This window comes from Streptomyces sp. NPDC002643 (assembly GCF_053592555.1).
Window position 1 is genome coordinate 13,221 of record NZ_JBSFVY010000008.1, and the last position, 16,864, is coordinate 30,084.

The 16,864-nt window shown below is 69.7% G+C and carries 12 protein-coding genes; 11 read left to right on the forward strand and 1 reads right to left on the reverse strand.

From position 1 onward, the window contains the following. The first annotated feature begins 71 nt into the window (after positions 1-71). The 5 genes from ACWD4G_RS14070 (at position 72) to ACWD4G_RS14090 (ending at position 7,679) form a co-directional block, all read left to right on the forward strand. Positions 72-1,316: an ROK family protein gene (locus ACWD4G_RS14070; RefSeq protein ID WP_451292954.1), complete on the forward strand. Its 1,245-nt coding sequence runs from the start codon at positions 72-74 to the stop codon at positions 1,314-1,316. Between the two features lie 306 nt (positions 1,317-1,622). Continuing rightward, positions 1,623-2,882, forward strand: a complete 1,260-nt coding sequence (locus ACWD4G_RS14075) for an ABC transporter substrate-binding protein (protein WP_451292955.1) — start codon at positions 1,623-1,625, stop codon at positions 2,880-2,882. A 25-nt stretch (positions 2,883-2,907) separates the two neighbouring features. Beyond that, a complete protein-coding gene (locus ACWD4G_RS14080; protein WP_451292956.1) occupies positions 2,908-3,873 on the forward strand; it encodes a carbohydrate ABC transporter permease in 966 nt (321 codons plus the stop codon). After that, positions 3,870-4,766, forward strand: a complete 897-nt coding sequence (locus tag ACWD4G_RS14085; RefSeq protein WP_451292957.1) for a carbohydrate ABC transporter permease — start codon at positions 3,870-3,872, stop codon at positions 4,764-4,766. Before ACWD4G_RS14080 ends, ACWD4G_RS14085 begins: the two co-directional genes overlap by 4 nt. An 18-nt stretch (positions 4,767-4,784) precedes the next feature. Continuing rightward, the gene (locus ACWD4G_RS14090; protein WP_451292958.1) at positions 4,785-7,679 is read left to right on the forward strand and encodes a glycoside hydrolase family 2 TIM barrel-domain containing protein; all 2,895 of its coding nucleotides are present in this window, start codon (positions 4,785-4,787) and stop codon (positions 7,677-7,679) included. Positions 7,680-7,764: 85 nt separating this feature from the next. On the opposite strand, the gene ACWD4G_RS14095 is transcribed toward ACWD4G_RS14090, so the two are convergent. Beyond that, positions 7,765-9,729 carry a calcium-binding protein gene (locus tag ACWD4G_RS14095; protein WP_451292959.1) on the reverse strand — a complete coding sequence of 655 codons (1,965 nt, stop codon included), beginning with the start codon at positions 9,727-9,729 and terminating at the stop codon, positions 7,765-7,767. A gap of 218 nt (positions 9,730-9,947) precedes the next feature. Between ACWD4G_RS14095 and ACWD4G_RS14100 the strand changes: the two genes are divergently transcribed. The 6 genes from ACWD4G_RS14100 to ACWD4G_RS14125 all read left to right on the forward strand — a co-directional run bounded on the left by ACWD4G_RS14100 (position 9,948) and on the right by ACWD4G_RS14125 (position 16,864). Next, positions 9,948-10,532 carry a hypothetical protein gene (locus tag ACWD4G_RS14100; protein WP_451292960.1) on the forward strand — a complete coding sequence of 195 codons (585 nt, stop codon included), beginning with the start codon at positions 9,948-9,950 and terminating at the stop codon, positions 10,530-10,532. A 163-nt stretch (positions 10,533-10,695) separates the two neighbouring features. Further along, positions 10,696-11,778: an endo-1,4-beta-xylanase gene (locus ACWD4G_RS14105; RefSeq protein ID WP_451292961.1), complete on the forward strand. Its 1,083-nt coding sequence runs from the start codon at positions 10,696-10,698 to the stop codon at positions 11,776-11,778. Positions 11,779-11,895: 117 nt separating this feature from the next. Further along, positions 11,896-13,320 (forward strand): phytoene desaturase family protein, encoded by a 1,425-nt coding sequence (locus tag ACWD4G_RS14110; RefSeq protein WP_451292962.1) that lies wholly within the window; start codon positions 11,896-11,898, stop codon positions 13,318-13,320. A 196-nt stretch (positions 13,321-13,516) separates the two neighbouring features. Next, entirely contained in the window at positions 13,517-14,836 is a 1,320-nt protein-coding gene (locus ACWD4G_RS14115; protein WP_451292963.1) for a jacalin-like lectin, read from the forward strand. A gap of 242 nt (positions 14,837-15,078) precedes the next feature. Continuing rightward, positions 15,079-16,287, forward strand: a complete 1,209-nt coding sequence (locus ACWD4G_RS14120; RefSeq protein ID WP_451292964.1) for a helix-turn-helix domain-containing protein — start codon at positions 15,079-15,081, stop codon at positions 16,285-16,287. Between the two features lie 97 nt (positions 16,288-16,384). Then, on the forward strand, positions 16,385-16,864 hold the full coding sequence (locus ACWD4G_RS14125; RefSeq protein WP_451292965.1) for a recombinase family protein: 480 nt from the start codon (positions 16,385-16,387) through the stop codon (positions 16,862-16,864).

Sequence of the window (16,864 nt, forward strand, 5' to 3'; positions counted from 1 at the left end):
GCATCAGGCCTCGCCATGGCCTGGAGGGATCGAGGGAGACCCATGTCTGAGGGAGACCCATGTCATCGTCGATGAAGCGCACCTCTCGCGACATCCGCACCGCGAACCGCTACGAGGTGCTGCGCCAGATCATCGCCGAGTCTCCCACGTCCCGGCAGGAGCTGGCGGCGGCCACCGGGCTCAGTCTGGCGACGGTCGCGACGCTGGTCGGCGAGCTGCTGGAGCTGGGGCTGATCACCGAGGTCGGGTTCGAGGACTCGGCGGGGGGACGGCCCCGGGGCCTCGTGGCCGTCAACGCGTCGGGGGGCGCGTTGATCGGCGTCGACATCGCGGAGACATACGTCCATGTGGAGCTGTTCGATCTGGCGCTGAACGTGCTGGCCCGCGCCGAGGAGAACATGCGCCCCGGCGAGAGCCGCCCCGAGCAGGTGGTCGGCCATGTCGCCACGGCCGTCGGCTCGGTCGTCGCCCAGGCCGGGGTGGACGCGGCCCGGGTGCTCGGCGTCGGGGTGAGCGCGCCGGGGCAGGTGGACCGGGACACCGGTATCGCCGAGTACGCGCCCAACTGGGACTGGCACGACGTACCGTTGCTCGATCTGCTGTCCAAACACATCGCGTACCCCCTGTACCTGGACAATCCGCTGCGGGCCAGCGCGGTCGCCGAGCTGTGGTTCGGGGCGGTGCGCGGACACGGCGACGCGGTCGTGGTGAACCTCGGTACGGGCGTCGGCGCCGGTCTGGTCCTAGGCGGCGGGCTGCACCGGGGGGTCAGCAACAGCGCCGGCGAGTGGGGCCACACCACGCTCGTACTCGACGGACGGCTCTGCCGCTGCGGCAACCACGGCTGTGTGGAGACGTACGTCGGCGCGCTGGGGATCATGCAGAACCTGCGGGAACTCAGCCCCGAGAGCGCCCTGCTGCACCCCGGCGACCAGACCGCCACGATCGACGCGCTGGCCGCCGGGGTCGCCGCGAAGGAGCCGGTCGCCGTCAAGGTCCTCAAGGACACGGCCCGTTACCTCGGCGCCGCCGTGGCGGTCCTGGTCAATGTGCTCAATCCCGAGGTGGTCGTGCTGAGCAGCTGGGTCGCGGCCCGGCTCGGCGACCCGCTCCTTCAGGAGGTGCGCGAGGCCGTCGCCCGGCACGCGTTGCACCGGCCGCTGGCCGCCAGCGAGATCGTCCTCTCCCCCATCCCCACCGACCCCGTGTGCCTGGGGGCGGCGACCTTCGCGCTCGAAGGCGCGCTGGCGTCGATCAACCAGAAGCCCGCCCGCCGCAACGGGCCGGCGAGGAGTCGCACCGCATCACCCTCATGACGATGCGGCCCCCCTGAGCCGAGGGCCGCCGGACCCTGACCCGGCGGCCCTCTTCCCCCTGCCTCGCTCGGTTTCCGCCCGCTTCACCCTTCGCGCCGACCCCTCGCCCACCCCGGACGTTCGGGAGACCGAACCGAATACAACGCTTCGAACAGACTTCGTCCAACCCCTTGCCGAAGCCTTAGCCGAAGGTTAACGTCCCGCTCCGCAAGCCCCTTTGAGCCATCTGGCGCTGAGCCGCCCCGCCATGACGAGGCCATGGCGAGGTACAGAGCCGCAGCCGTACTACGAGACAAGGACGTCAGCATGTCGGCATCGAGCAACAGCAACTTCAGCCGCCGCAACGTACTGCGGGCCGCCATGGGCCTGGCCGCCGCCGGCGGACTCGCCGCATGCGGCAGCAACACCGGAAGAAGCAGCGGCGGGGGTTCCGGTCTCACCCAGTACTTCCACGCCTACGGCGAGGCCGGCACCGAGCAGGCCATCAAGCGGTACGCCAAGGCCTACAAGGACGCCAATGTGACCACGCAGTGGATCACCGGCTCCAACTTCGAGAGCAAGCTGTTCGCCTCGCTGCTCACGGACAAGGCCCCGGACTGCTTCGAGTTCCACCCGCAGCTGCAGATGATCGAGAGCGGTCAGGTGGCGGACCTGTCCGAGCTGATCAACCCGGTCAAGGACGACTTCAACCCGGCCGACATCGCCTCGCACACGGTCGACGGCAAGATCTACGGCATCCGGATGATCGACGACCCACAGTTCTTCTTCTACCGCAAGTCGATGTTCGAGGACGCCGGTGTCGAGGTCCCCCAGACGCTGGAGGAGCTGATCGCGGCCGCCGCCAAGCTGACCACGGACAAGGTCAAGGGCGCCTACCTCGGCAACACCCTGCACTCGATCATCAGCCCGCTGATCTGGTCGGCCGGTGCCCAGCATCTCGACGACAAGAACCAGATCGCCTACCACACGGACGCGGTCGTCGACGGCTTCAAGCAGCTGCGCTCCCTGTTCACCAGCGGTGACCTGCTGCTCGACGCCCCCACCGACTTCTGGGACCCGTCCGCGCTCAACCAGGGCCTCACCGCCATGCAGTGGTGCGGTATGTGGGCGATGCCGCAGATGCAGGAGGCGCTCGGCGACGACCTCGGCATCTTCCCCTTCCCGAAGGTCGGCGACGCCGGCAAGCAGTCCGTCTACAACGGCGGCTGGTCGATGTTCGTCAACGCCAAGGGCAAGAACCTCGACGCGACCATGGAATACGTGAAGTGGCTGTGGATCGACCAGAAGGAGTACCAGGAGGACTGGGCCCTCTCCTACGGCTTCCACATCCCGCCGCGCACCTCCATCGCGGAGTCCGCCGACAAGCTGAAGTCGGGTCTGCCCGCCGAGGGCGTGAAGCTCTTCAACGAGTTCGGCCACTTCGACAACATCGGCTGGACCCAGGCCAGCATCACGGCCCTGGAGGACGTCATGGCCAACTGCGTCCGCAAGGGCGGTGACCCGGACGAGGAGCTGACCAAGGCCGACGCGAAGGTCAACAAGGAACTGAAGAAGCTCTTCGGATAGGCCGCCGGACAAAGGTACTGACGACATGTCGACCATCACCAAGGACGGCGCCTTGCACCCCGCCCCGGCGAAGGCCACCCCGGCCAAGCCGCGGCGGGGGCTGCGGGGCTCCCCCACCGTCAACTTCTGGCTCTTCACCGGGCCGTTCCTGATCGGCCTGGCGATCTTCGTCTATCTGCCGATCCTGTGGAGCTTCTATCTGTCGTTCTTCGAGGCCCGCTTCACGGTCACCCCGAGCGAGTTCATCGGCTTCGACAACTACGTGACGATGCTGACCGACGAGGACTTCATGGGGTCCCTCGGCACGTTCACCGTCTTCGCCGCCCTGATCGTGCCGCTGACCTGGGCGACCTCGCTCGGTCTGGCGCTGATGGTGAACCGGCTGCGGTTCATGCGGGCGTTCTTCCGCTCGGTGTTCTTCATGCCGATGGCGGTCAGCTATGTCGCCGCGTCGCTGATCTGGAAGATGTCCATCTTCAACGGTGTCCGCTTCGGTCTCGCCAACACCCTCCTGAACCTCTTCGGCATCGACAACACCGCGTGGCTGGCCAGCCCCGACCCGCCGTGGTACTGGCTCGTCATCGTCACCGTACGGCTGTGGCTCCAGGCCGGCTTCTACATGATCCTCTTCATCGCGGCCCTGCAGAACATCCCGCAGGAGATGTACGAGGCCGCCGCGATCGACGGTGCCAAGCCCGGCTGGCAGACCTTCTGGCACATCACCCTGCCCCAGCTGCGGGCCACCTCCACCGCCGTGATCCTGCTGCTGCTCGTCGCCGCCTATCAGGCGTTCGACGAGTTCTTCAACCTGCTGAGCAAGACCACCTGGGGCCGACCGCCGCTGATGGAGCTGTACTACAAGGCGCTCGGGGAGAGCCAGGACTACGGCGCGGGCAGCGCGGGCGCGCTGATCCTGACCGTGCTGATCTGCCTGGTCACCCTGCTCCAGGGCAAGTTCATGGGATTCGGAAGGGGGGAGGAGTCCAAGTGACGACCACCACCACACCTCCGGCGGAGCGGACGACCGCGCCGGCCAAGCCGCGTCGCGTCAAGAAGAGCGGCAGTGTGATCGGCTCGACCGGTCTCTACATCGCCACCGGCATCGCCGCGATCCTCTTCCTCATCCCCTTCTATCTGATCGTCCGCAACGCGCTGATGACGGACCCGGAGATCACGGGCGAGGAATGGAAGTGGTTCCCCGCCGACGTCCAGTGGGGCAACATCAAGGAGCCGTTCGAGGACCCGTCGGTCGACTTCGCGCGTTCGCTGTGGAACTCGGCGGTCGTCGGCGTCCTGCACACCGTCGGCACCCTGCTGGTCTGCTCGCTGGCCGGCTACGGCCTCGCCCGCATCCCGTACAAGCACGCCAACAAGGTCTTCTACGTCGTCCTCGGCACCCTGATGGTCCCGACCGCCGTGACCTTCGTGCCCAGCTTCGTGCTGGTGTCGTCCCTCGGCTGGATCGACACCTACCGGGGTCTCATCATCCCGGGCCTCTTCAGTGGTTTCACCTGCTTCCTGTTCCGGCAGTACTTCCTGGGGTTCCCCAAGGAGTTGGAGGAGGCGGCGCGGGTGGACGGGCTCGGTTACATGGGCGCGTACTGGCGGGTCGTCGTACCCAACTCGCTGAACTTCTTCGCCGCGATGGCGACGATCACGTTCATCAGCGGGTGGAACTCCTTCCTGTGGCCCTTGGTCATCGGCCAGGACCCGAGCGCGTGGACCGTCCAGGTCGCGCTCTCGAACTACACGACCGGCCAGACCGTCAACTTCCATCTGATCTTCATGGCCACGGCCATTTCCATCCTGCCCCTGGTGTTCGTCTTCCTCTTCCTCCAGCGCTGGCTGGTACAGGGCATCGCGCAGACTGGCATCAAGGGTTAGGACCGAGCTAGGAGACCGATGTCTTTCCGCACGACCAGCGGCGCCGCCGCATCCGTCGACCATGTCGACTACGTCGAGGACGTGTCACCCGGCAGCGGGGCGCTCGCGCCCCGCGCCTGGTACGCGTCCTCCGACGCCCAGTCCCTCTCGCTGGGCGGCAGCTGGCGGTTCCGGCTGTCGCCGACCGCCGACGCCGAGGACGACTCGTTCGCCGCCGAGGGGTACGACGCCGGGGACTGGGCCGAGGTGTCCGTCCCCGGCCACTGGGTCCTCCAGGGCGACGGGGCCTTCGGGGCGCCGATCTACACCAACCACCTCTACCCCTTCCCGGTGGACCCGCCGAGGGTGCCGACGGAGAACCCGACCGGTGACCATCTGCGCCTCTTCGACCTGCCCGATGGCTGGCCGGCGGACGGCGGTGCCGTGATCCGCTTCGACGGCGTGGAGTCGTGCGCCCGGGTCTGGCTGAACGGCACGGAACTCGGCGAGTTCAAGGGCTCCCGGCTGCCGCACGAGTTCGCCGTCGGCCATCTGCTCAAGCCGAGCGGCAATGTCCTCGCGGTCCGCGTCCACCAGTGGTCGGCAGGCTCGTACCTGGAGGACCAGGACCAGTGGTGGCTGCCGGGCATCTTCCGGGACGTCACCCTGCTGCACCGCCCCGAGGGCAGCGCCGCCGACTTCTTCGTCCACGCCTCCTACGACCACACCGGGGGCCTCGGGACCCTGCGGGTCGAATCCGATGTCGACGGCCGGGTCCTCGTACCCGCCCTCGACATCGATGTCGCGACCGGTGAGCCGGTGACGGTCGCGGTCGAGCCGTGGTCGGCGGAGATCCCCCGGCTGTACGACGGTGAGCTGGTCACGCCGGGCGAGCGCGTGCCGCTGCGCATCGGCTTCCGCACGGTCGTCGTGGAGGACGGCCTGATCAAGGTCAACGGCCGGGCGGTCCTCTTCAAGGGCGTCAACCGCCACGAGTGGCACCCCGAGCAGGGCCGCGCACTCGACCTGGAGACCATGCGCGAGGACGTCCTGCTGATGAAGCGGCACAACCTCAACGCCGTCCGCACCTCGCACTACCCGCCGCACCCCGCCTTCCTCGACCTGTGCGACGAGTACGGGCTGTGGGTCATCGACGAGTGCGACCTCGAAACCCATGGCTTCACCGAGCAGGCCTGGCGGGACAACCCCGTCGACGACGACCGCTGGACCCCGGCCCTCCTCGACCGCGCCGCCCGTATGGTCGAGCGGGACAAGAACCACCCCTCGGTGGTCATCTGGTCCCTCGGCAACGAGGCCGGCACCGGGCGGGGCCTGACCGCCATGGCCGAGTGGATCCACGGCCGCGACGACTCCCGGCTCGTCCACTACGAGGGCGACTGGAACTGCCGGGACACCGACGTCTACTCCCGGATGTACGCGGGCCACGCCGAGGTCGAGCGCATCGGCCAGGGCCTCGACGGCGGCACCCTCAAGCGCCGCGAACTCCCCTTCATCCAGTGCGAGTACGGCCACGCCATGGGCAACGGCCCCGGCGGCATCGCCGACTACCAGCGGCTCTTCGAGGCGTACGACCGGCTCCAGGGCGGCTTCATCTGGGAGTGGATCGACCACGGCGTCAAGCACCCGGAGCTGGGCTACGCCTACGGCGGTGACTTCGGCGAGGAGCTGCACGACGGCAACTTCGTCTGCGACGGCCTGATCTTCCCGGACCGCACGCCCTCCCCCGGTCTCGCCGAGTACAAGAAGGTCATCGAGCCGATCCGCATCGAGGGCGACGGCCCGGCCGGAACGGTGAAGGTCACCAACAAGTACGACTTCGCGGACCTCTCCTCCCTGGCCTTCGAGTGGTCGTACCAGGTCGACGGCGAGACCCTCGAACACGGCCCCCTGGCCGTCCCTGCCCTGGCCCCCGGTGAGTCGGCCGAGGTGAAGCTGCCGCAGCCGCCGGCGGGCGGTCCGGGCGGTGAGGCGCAGTGGACCGTACGGGCGCTGCTGGCCGAGGACACGGCGTGGGCGAAGAAGGACCACGAGGTGGCGTGGGCCCAACTCCCGGTGACGGAGCGGGTGTTGCCGACCCTGGCACCCGGCGACGGTCCGACGGCGAGCGAGAAGCTGATCTACCTGGGGCCCGCCTCCTTCGACGTCCGCACGGGTGCGCTGAAGACCATCGGCGGTGTCAAGGTGACGGCACCGAGGCTGGACGTCTGGCGGGCGACCACCGACAACGACGAAGGCGCCGAGTGGCAGACCGACACCCGCTACGCGACGCTCTGGCGCAAGTACGGCCTGCACCGTATGCGGCACCGTCTGGACTCCGTCGAGCTGGGCGAGGACGCGCTGACGGTACGGACCCGGGTGGCGCCCGCCGCCTGGGAGGTGGGCCTCGCCACCGAGTACCGCTGGACCTCCGACGGCACCCGGCTGCGGCTGACCGTGTCCGTGGCACCGGAGGGCGACTGGACGGTGCCGCTGCCCCGGCTCGGCATCCGGTTCGGGCTGCCGCAGGCGGACGCCGTCACGTGGTTCGGCGGCGGTCCCGGTGAGGCGTACCCGGACACCCGGGCGGCGTCGAGGCTGGGCCGCTGGCACTCGACCGTCGCCGAGCTGCAGACGCCGTATGTGCGCCCGCAGGAGAACGGGGCCCGTGCGGACATCCGCTGGGTCGAACTGGGTGGTCTGCGCATCGAGGGCGACCCGGAGTTCTGGTTCAGCGCCCGCCGCTGGACCACCGAACAGCTGGACGCCGCCCGGCACCGGACCGATCTCACCCCGGGTGACACCGTCTGGGTCAACCTCGACCACGGCCAGCACGGCATCGGCTCCCAGTCGTGCGGCCCCGGCCCGCTTCCGCGGTACTACCTGAACGCGGAGCGGACGGAGTTCTCGTTCGTGTTCACGGCGACGGACTCATAGATCACGGCCGAGCGGGAGCGGCCGGTCGGCGAACTGCCGGCCGGCCGCTGTCGTGTTCTTCACCAGAGCTGTTCGGCCTTGGTGGCTAGGGGCAGCTGATGCGGGTGTCGCCCGGGTCCGTGGTGCAGGTGTCCGTGCCGAGGCCGCCGTTGGCGGTGTCGTTGCCGGGGGTGTTGTCGACGGTGTTGAGGCGGTCGTTGCCGGAGTTGCCGATGAGGGTGTCGCCGCCCGGGCCGGCGGTGAGGGTGTCGTTGCCCCCGCCGCCGTCGACGCGGTCGTTGCCGAAGTCGCCGTAGGCCGTGTCCGTGCCGGAGCCGGCGTTGATCGTGTCGTCGCCGCCGAGGCCGCAGATCACGTCGTTGCCGATCGTGCCGGTGATGGTGTCGTTGCCGCTGGTGCCGACGCGGGTGCAGCCTCGGGGGTTGGTGACCGTGGTGGTGGCCGTGGCGGTGTTGTTTCCGGTGTTCGGGTCGCTCTGGCCGGCGGTCGCGGTGGCGCGGTCGGTGAGGGTTCCGGTGGCCCTGGGTTCGACGACGACGGTCACCGTGGTGCTCGCGTCGGCGGCGAGGGTGCCGAGGGCGCAGCTCGCGCCGGTGGCGGAGGTGGTGCAGGTGCCCTGGGCCGGGGTGGCCGAGACGACCGTGGCGGCGGGGCCGGTGACCGTGTCGGTGAGGGTGACGCCGGTGGCCGCGGTCGTGGTGCTGTTGTTGGTGACCGTCACGGTGTAGGTGGCGCGGTCGCCGATGCCGACCGTGCCGGTGCCGGTCTTGGTGACCGACAGGTCGGGCACGGTGGGCTCGGGGGCGCCCTCGCCGCCGAGGTAGCGGGCCAGGGCGCGCAGGCCGTCGCTGTTGCCGCCGTGGGCGACGACCTTGCCGTCGGACTGGAGCGCGAGGCTGGTCACCCGGTCGCCGGTGCCGAAGTCGGTGGTGGTGCGGCCGCCGGTGCCGAACCCGGTGTCGAGGCCGCCGTTCGCGTGGAAGCGGGCCAGCGCGAAGTCGCCGCCGGCGGTGCCGCCGGCCACGATCCGGTCGTCGGGCTGGAGCGCGACGTCGTACACGGAGGAGCCGCTGTCGAACTCGGTGGTCGCGACCCCGCCGCTGCCGAAGCCGCTGTCGAGGCTTCCGTCGAGGTTGTAGCGCACGAGGGTGAAGCGGCCGCCGGTCGGTCCGGCGGCGACGATCTTGCCGGTCGACTGGACGGCCACGGTCTCGCCCCAGTTGTAGCCGCCCAGATCCGTGGTGACCTTGCCGTCGCCGCCGAAGGTGGTGTCCAGGCTGCCGTCGGGGTGGTAGCGGACCAGGGCGAAGTCGAAGGAGGTCCGGCCCACGTCACCGACCATGACGATCTTCCCGTCGGTCTGGAGGGCCAGGTCGCGTGCGGTCGCGCCGACCGCGGGGTCGTCGGAGAGCGAGGTGGTGACCACGCCGTCGCCGCCGAAGGAGCTGTCGGGGGTCCCGTCCGTCAGATAGCGGACGACGGCGAACTCGCCGCCCGCCCGGGCTCCGGCGACGATCTTCCCGTCCGGCTGCACCGCGACACCGGCCGCGTCCTCGGCGCCACCGGCCAGACCGGGGCTGACCCAGCCGTCGCCGCCGCCGAAGGTGGTGTCGGTGGTGCCGTCGGCGTTGTAGCGGGCCACGGTGAACCAGCAGCAGCCCGCGAACTCGTCGTCGGTCTCCTGGTGCCGGCCGACCACGACGATCTTCCCGTCGGGCTGGACCGCCACCCCCTGGGCCAGGTCGTCCCCGCCCTCGAAGTCGGTCAGCACCTCGCCGTTGCCGCCGCCGAAGGAGGTGTCGCGGCTGCCGTCGGGGTTGTGCCGCACCACGGCGAACTCGGCGTCGAGGTTGTTCGGGTCCTGCTCCCAGCCGACCGAGACGATCTTTCCGTCGGGCTGGACCGCCACGTCCTCGCCCTCGGCGTAGGAGGGGGTGGTGATCGTGACCTTTCCGCCGGTGCCGAAAGCGGGGTCCAGGTCACCGGGCGCGGCGAAGGCGCCGGGGGACGCGGCCACGACGAAGGTCAGCGCGGTGACCAGGACGGACACGGCGCGCAGGGTTCCCCGTAGGCGGGGAGGCGGTGTTCCGGGTGGGGCTGCGGGCGGTGTTCCCCGTAGGGAAGGAATGGTGGACATGCCGTCAGAGTCGGGACGCGTCCGTGCCGCCCCGGTACGGCTGGCCAGCGGATCGGCTCACTGGGCGGCGGAGTTCCACCCTGCCGGGTGACCGGTCCGACGACGGTACGGGAGCCCGGTACGCTCGCCCGATGCATGAGCATGACGACCGTCTGAAGGCGTACGCCGCCGAAGCCGCCATATGGTCCCGTCTCGCCTCGCTGCTGCCGGACGCGGGGGACGTCGAGACGGTCCAGGACTGCTGGGACATCGGGGAACAGGAGGCGGGGCTCGGTGTGCTGGTGGAGAGGCTCACCGAGCTGCGGCTGCCCGTCGACGACAAGGCGCGCACCGAGATCGCGGTGATGGCCGAGGAGTGGAGTGTGTGGGACCGGCACGGGGCGGAGATCGTGGAGCTGGCCCAGGACGCCGAACGGCCGCCGCGGCTACGGGTCTTCGAGGACGGCGCCGAGGACACGCTCCCCGCGCGTGAGGTGCTGGCGGAACCCCCGTCCCCGACCTCGGAACTCGTCCCGTGGATCGCCTGCCCGCCCTGCGGCCGGACGCTGGCCCGCTCGCACCGGCGCGAGGAGTGGGGCGGTCTGTCGTATCTCTCCGAGGTGTACGTGGTCTTCGCCCACGACGGCGCCTTCGCCCCGCTGGTGTTCGACCGGGAGCGGGCCGGCGCGGTGTGGGCGGCGCTGGACGGACTGCGCACGGCGTGCGCGTGCGACTGAGGAGAGCCGGGGCGCGGCGGTGTGGCGGCGAGCCGATGCCGGGCCCCGGCCGTCCTCATGGGTGACTCCTCGGCAACCTCGCGGCGGCCGACGGCAACCTCGCGGCGGTCGGCGGCGACCCAGGAGTGAGACACCCGCATCCCCCCACCCCGCAGGAGTAGCCGTGTCCCGCTCCCCTCGCACCCACCGCCGTCGGCGTCTCTTCCGTCCGTCGCCCCTCGCCGCCGTGGGCGTGCTCGTCGCCGGCGCGGCCGTCGCGGTGCCGCAGTTCACCCCGGACGCCTCGGCCGCGACGACCCTGCGCGGCTACGCCGACGGCCGGGGCGTACGGATCGGGGCGGCCGTCGCCGACGGGCCGCTGGGGAACGAGGCGGCGTACACGGCCGTACTGGACCGGGAGTTCAACTCCGTCACCGCCGAGAACGCGATGAAGTGGGACGCCCTGGAGCCCAGCCGGAACAGCTACAACTGGGCCGCCGCCGACCGCCTCGTCAACCACGCCGCCGCCCACAACCAGGGCGTACGCGGTCACACGCTCGTCTGGTACGCGCAGCTGCCGTCCTGGCTGAAGAACGGCAACTTCTCGGCGTCCGAGCTGAACACGATCCTGAAGAAGCACATCGACACGACCGTCGGCCGCTACAAGGGCAAGGTCTACGCCTGGGACGTCGTCAACGAGGCGTTCAACGAGGACGGTTCGATGCGTAGTTCGCTGTGGCAGGACAAGCTGGGCACCGGCCATATCGCGGCCGCGCTGCGCTGGGCGCACGCCGTCGACCCGAGCGCCAAGCTGTACATCAACGACTACAACATCGAGGCGGACAACGCGAAGAGCGACGCCCTCTACAACCTGGCGAAGCAACTCCTCGCCCAGGGTGTCCCGTTGCACGGCATCGGCTTCCAGTCGCACTTCGTGGTGGGCGGGGTGCCGAGTTCGATGAAGGCCAATCTGAAGCGGTTCTCGGATCTCGGTCTTGAGGTGTCCGTCACCGAGCTGGACATCCGTATCCCGCTGCCCGCCTCCTCCGCCGAGCTGGCCCAGCAGTCCACCGACTACAAGACGGCGAGCGAGAACTGTCTGGGTGTGCCGCGCTGCGCCGGGGTCACGGTGTGGGGGCTGACGGACAAGTACTCGTGGGTGCCGGGCACGTTCAGCGGCTACGGGGCCGCGCTGCCGTACAACGAGAGCTATGCGGCGAAGCCGGCGTACACGGGTCTGTCGAACGGGCTGAACCCGAACGCCTGAGGGCACTCCGGGCACCCGGTATCCGGCATCTGTTAGGCAATTCTGCGAATACCGGGGCCGAGCCAGGTGATCTAGCCTCCTCCGTAGGGACCGCTGTACGCCGAGGAGGAGGACCTGATGAGCACAGCCGTGGTCGTGGGCGGCGGTCCGAACGGGCTCGCGGCGGCCGTGGCCCTCGCCCGCGAGGGGGTGGAGGTCACGGTCCTTGAGGCGGCGGCGACCATCGGCGGCGGTACGCGTACCAGTGAGCTGACGCCGGGGCTGCTGCACGACCACTGCTCGGCGACGCATCCGATGGCCGTGGGCTCGCCGTTTCTGCGCACCCTGGGGCTGGAGCGGTACGGGCTGAGCTGGCGGCTGCCGGAGATCGACTGCGTGCATCCGCTGGACTCGGGTGAGGCCGGGGTGCTGTACCGGTCGGTGGAGGAGACGGCTACCGGGCTCGGCGCGCGGGACGGGCGGCGGTGGCGGCGGGTGTTCGGGCCGCCGGCCGACGGGTTCGACGCCCTCGCCGAGGACGTCATGGGCCCGATCCTGCGGGTGCCCCGGCATCCGCTGCGGCTGGCCCGCTTCGGGCTCCCGGCGCTGCTGCCCGCGACCGCCGTGGCCCGCGTCTGGCGTACGGAGGCCGCGCGGGCGCTGTTCGGCGGGGTGGCGGCCCATGCGTTCCGGCCGCTGAACCGGCCGGCGACCGCCGCGATCGGGTTGACGATCGTGGCCGCCGGGCACCGGCACGGCTGGGCGGTGGCGGCGGGCGGCTCCCGGGCGATCACCGACGCGCTGGCCGCGCTGCTCGGCGAACTCGGCGGCAGGATCGAGACCGGGGTACGGGTGCGGTCCACTGCGGACCTCCCCCCGGCCGACGTGGTCCTCTTCGACCTCGCGCCCGCCGCCGTGGCCAGCATACTCGGCGACCGGCTGCCGGGGCGGGTGGCGCGCGCGTACCGCCGGTTCCGGCACGGGCCCGGCGCCTTCAAGGTGGACTTCGCCGTCGAGGGCGGTGTGCCGTGGCGCAGTGAGGCGGCCCGGAGGGCGGGGACCGTCCATCTCGGGGGCGCCTTCGAGGAGATCGCCCACACCGAGCGGCTGATCAGCGCCGGGCGCATGCCCGAGCGGCCGTTCGTGCTCGTCGGCCAGCAGTACCTCGCCGATCCACGGCGCTCCCGGGGCGACCTGCACCCCGTGTGGACGTACGCCCATGTCCCGCACGGCTACGACGGTGACGCGACCGAGGCGATCACCGCCCAGATCGAACGGTTCGCCCCCGGCTTCCGTGACCGGGTCGTGGACCGGGCGGTGCGGTCGACCACGGCGTACGAGGAGTACAACCCGAACTACGTCGGCGGCGACATCGTCACCGGCGCCAACACCGCGCTCCAGCTGGTGGCCCGCCCCCGACTCGCCCTCGACCCCTACCGCACGGGCGTCCCCGGAATGTTCATCTGCTCGGCGGCGACCCCTCCGGGCGCGGGCGCGCACGGCATGTGCGGGGCTCATGCGGCGGCGTCGGCGTTGCGGCACCTTGAGAGGGCTCACGGCTGAGCACTCCGCCGACTGTGTCATCGGATCACCTCGGCACTCACTGTTTCCCCGGCAGCTCTTTGCCGTCACACTGGTCGCCACCGAAGCTGAGCAGCGTTCAACTTCCTGGTCAGTTACGGCTGTTCTCCTGCTCCCCCGTTGCCCCGGATTCGCCCCGACCCCGAATCCCCCGACCCCGACCGGAGACACCCCCACCATGAGACGACTCATCGGGACGCTGATGGCCGGTGCGCTGGCCGTCACCGGCCTCGCCGCCGGTGCCGCGACGCCCGCCGCGGCGGCCACGACCGGCACCTTCAATGTGCTGACGTACAACGTCGCCGGCCTCCCCGCCGGGCTCAGTTCCAGCGACCCGGAGACCAACACCCCGCTGATCTCCCCCCGCCTCGGCGCGTACGACATCGTCAATGTGCAGGAGGACTTCAACTACCACGCGGCGCTCTACGCGGGCGACGACCACCCCTACCGCACGGCGACCAGCGGCGGAGTGCCCTTCGGCGACGGCCTCAACACCCTCTCCGACTACGCGTTCGAGGACTTCGAGCGGGTGAAGTGGAACGACTGCACCGGCACCAACTGCCTGACCCCGAAGGGCTTCTCGCTGGCCCGGGTCCGGCTCGCCGAGGGCGTCTTCGTCGACCTCTACAACGTGCACACCAACGCCGATGACGACGACGCGGCGCTGGCCGCCCGCCGCGCCAACATCGAGCAGCTCTGCGACTTCATCCAGGCCAATTCCTCCGGCAACGCCGTGATCGTCATGGGCGACACCAACACCCGGTACACGCGCGCCGGCGACAACATCCGCACCCTGCTGTCCGAGAACAACCTCAAGGACCCCTGGGTGGACCTGGTCAAGGGCGGTACGCCCCCGGCGCAGGGCAGCGACGCGCTGGTCTGCGACTCGGCCGCGCCGACCAACACCTGTGAGGTCGTCGACAAGGTCCTCTACCGGGGCAGCGACCTCGTCTCCCTCGACGCCACCCGCTACAACAACGAGTGGACGAAGTTCCTCCGCGAGGACGGCGAGCACCTCTCCGACCACTACCCGCACACGGTCGACTTCTCGTACACCCTCAACTCGTCCCTCAAGGCCAGCGACTTCTTCGGCGGCCCGCACGGAACGGCGTACAACGACGCCGACGACCTGCCCACCACCGTCGCGCCCCGCACCCTCACCCTGCGCGGCGGCTCCCGCCTCGACGCGGTGTCGCTCACGCACGCCGACGGTACGGCCCTCTCCCACGGCGGTACGGGCGGTACGGCCACCTCGCTGACCCTCGCCTCCGGTGAGCACCTGACCTCGGTGAACCTCACCCAGGGCCAGAAGGACGGCCACACCCGGATCTTCTCCGCCGCGTTCTCCACGGACAAGGGCCGCACGCTGACCGCCGGTACGGCCACCTCCGACACCAAGACCTTCACGGCCCCCTCCGGCTGGCAGATCGCCGGCTTCACCGGCCGCGCGGGCGACGAGATCGACAAACTGGGCGTGCTGTACGCGCCGATCGGCTGAGCAGACTTCATCCCATACGCCGACGGCGGGGACGAGTGGCCGAGTAGCCGCCCTCGTCCCCGCCCTCGTCCCCGCCCTCGTTTCTGCCCCGGCAGCATCGGCGGTGTGCCCGACGGCGAACGGTGGCCGAGGCCATCCTGGATTGTCAGTTCCCGCCCGTGGCTGTGATCTCCCGCAACCACACTCCCGCGTGGACCTACCATCGAGAGTGAACCGCGCCCCTGCGACCCACTGAGGTGACCGTGAGCAACTGGGCAGACCTGACCAACGGTAAGCGGATCAAAGTCCTTCGGGGCTCCGACATGACACAGCAAGAACTGGCCGATGCCGCGGGACTCTCCTACGCCCTGGTGCAGAAGGCGGAGCAGGATCGCGGAGAGTTGTCAGTGGGCTCCCTGCTCAAGCTTGCCGAGGCGCTTCGAACCGACGTATCGGTGATCCTCGGACAGCAAGCCCCCCGACGCGGCATGGACCGGGCCGACCGAGCGGCACTTGTTCGACTGTCGGATGCCACCCATGAAAGCGCACTCGGCCTGTGGGAGGGCATCGACGACCCGAGTAGCGTCGAGGAACTGGCCGAGGCCCGAGACCGGGCGTGGGAAGCCTACTGGGCAAGCGACACGGCGAAGGTGAGCGCCTACGCCTCTCAGGTGATGCTGGAAGGTCAAGTCAGGTACGCCAGTGCGACCGGCAGAGAGCGTGAGCGGTTGGGTTCCATCCTGGCCAGCACCTACCGGGTAGCCGCCTCGTGCTCAACCGGCTTTGGCCAGCGAGACCTGGCGCTCAGTGCGCTCACGACCGCGAAGGCCCTGGCTCGGGAAGCCGGCGACCCGGTTCTTGGTGCGCTTCTGGACTCCACCCTGTCCTGGGTCTACTTGCGCGGAGCGAAGTTGCCCCGAGCCGTGGCTGTTGCGGAGCGGGCGGCATTGGCCATCGAGCCGAGTTTCAGTAACGGCTCGCGGCCTCAACTCGTCGCGTACGGACGCAACATGATCTCGGCGGCCGTGGCCGCATCGCGGCGGGAAGACGCGGGAGCGGCCGACAACTACCTGTCCCAGGCTCACGCTGCCGCAGCGCGACTTGGCCGAGACGAGAAGCTGTATGGAACCAACTTCGGACCAACCTCTGCGAAAGCAGAGGCGGTTGGCATTCACGTTGCACTGAAGAACTACGGCCGCGCCCTTCAACTCGCCAATCAAGACGACATGAAGAAGCTCCCCAAGGGCATGTCGAAGGTTGCCCGCAACCGGTACAAACTCGATGTCGCGCTGGCTCAGGCGTCAACTGGGCTGTACGACAAAGCTGGTGACACGCTGGTCGAGGTGGCGCTGGACGCCCCCGAGTGGGTCAAGCACCAGGCGCTTCCCGGCGTCATCGGGAAGCGCCTCGCGAAGGTCTCAACGGCCAAGGTTCGCCACATCGGCGAGGTGATCGGGGTTCCACTGATCTAGAAACTCCTACGCTCCGTAGGAGTCGGGTCTCTCTCACTTCGCCCGCTCCTACGGCTCGTCTCTTCACGTTGCGTGATCGAGCCGCCACGATTGATGCATGGTCAGCCAGAGAAACAAGAACCGGGGAGCCGCCCACCGGCGGACCCCCGAGGACATCACGCGGCGGCAGAACATCGCGGACGCGGCGGCCGGAATCCCGTTCGAACCAGCCGCGACGGAGGGTTTCACGTCGCGGGTGACCGCATTTCGCGTGATCATCTACCTGTGCGCGGCCCCGAACGCGAACATCAGTGTTCCACGCCAACAGTGCCGCGAGTACGCCGAGGCATTCGGATGGGAGATTGTCGCGACGGTCGAAGACCGCGACGGCCTCGGCCACCCCAAGCAACGCGAGGGCCTGGCACGAGTGCTGGAGCGTATTGAGCGGGGCGAAGCCGGGGCAGTGCTCACTCCGTCCCGATCGATGATCTCGCCCATTCCCCAGGAGTACGCCGAGGTTGCTCGCAAGGTCGAGAAGTGCGGTGCCTTCCTCCAGGTCGCGGCCTCCGAACGGATGCGGGCTCGCACCGAGGGGTAA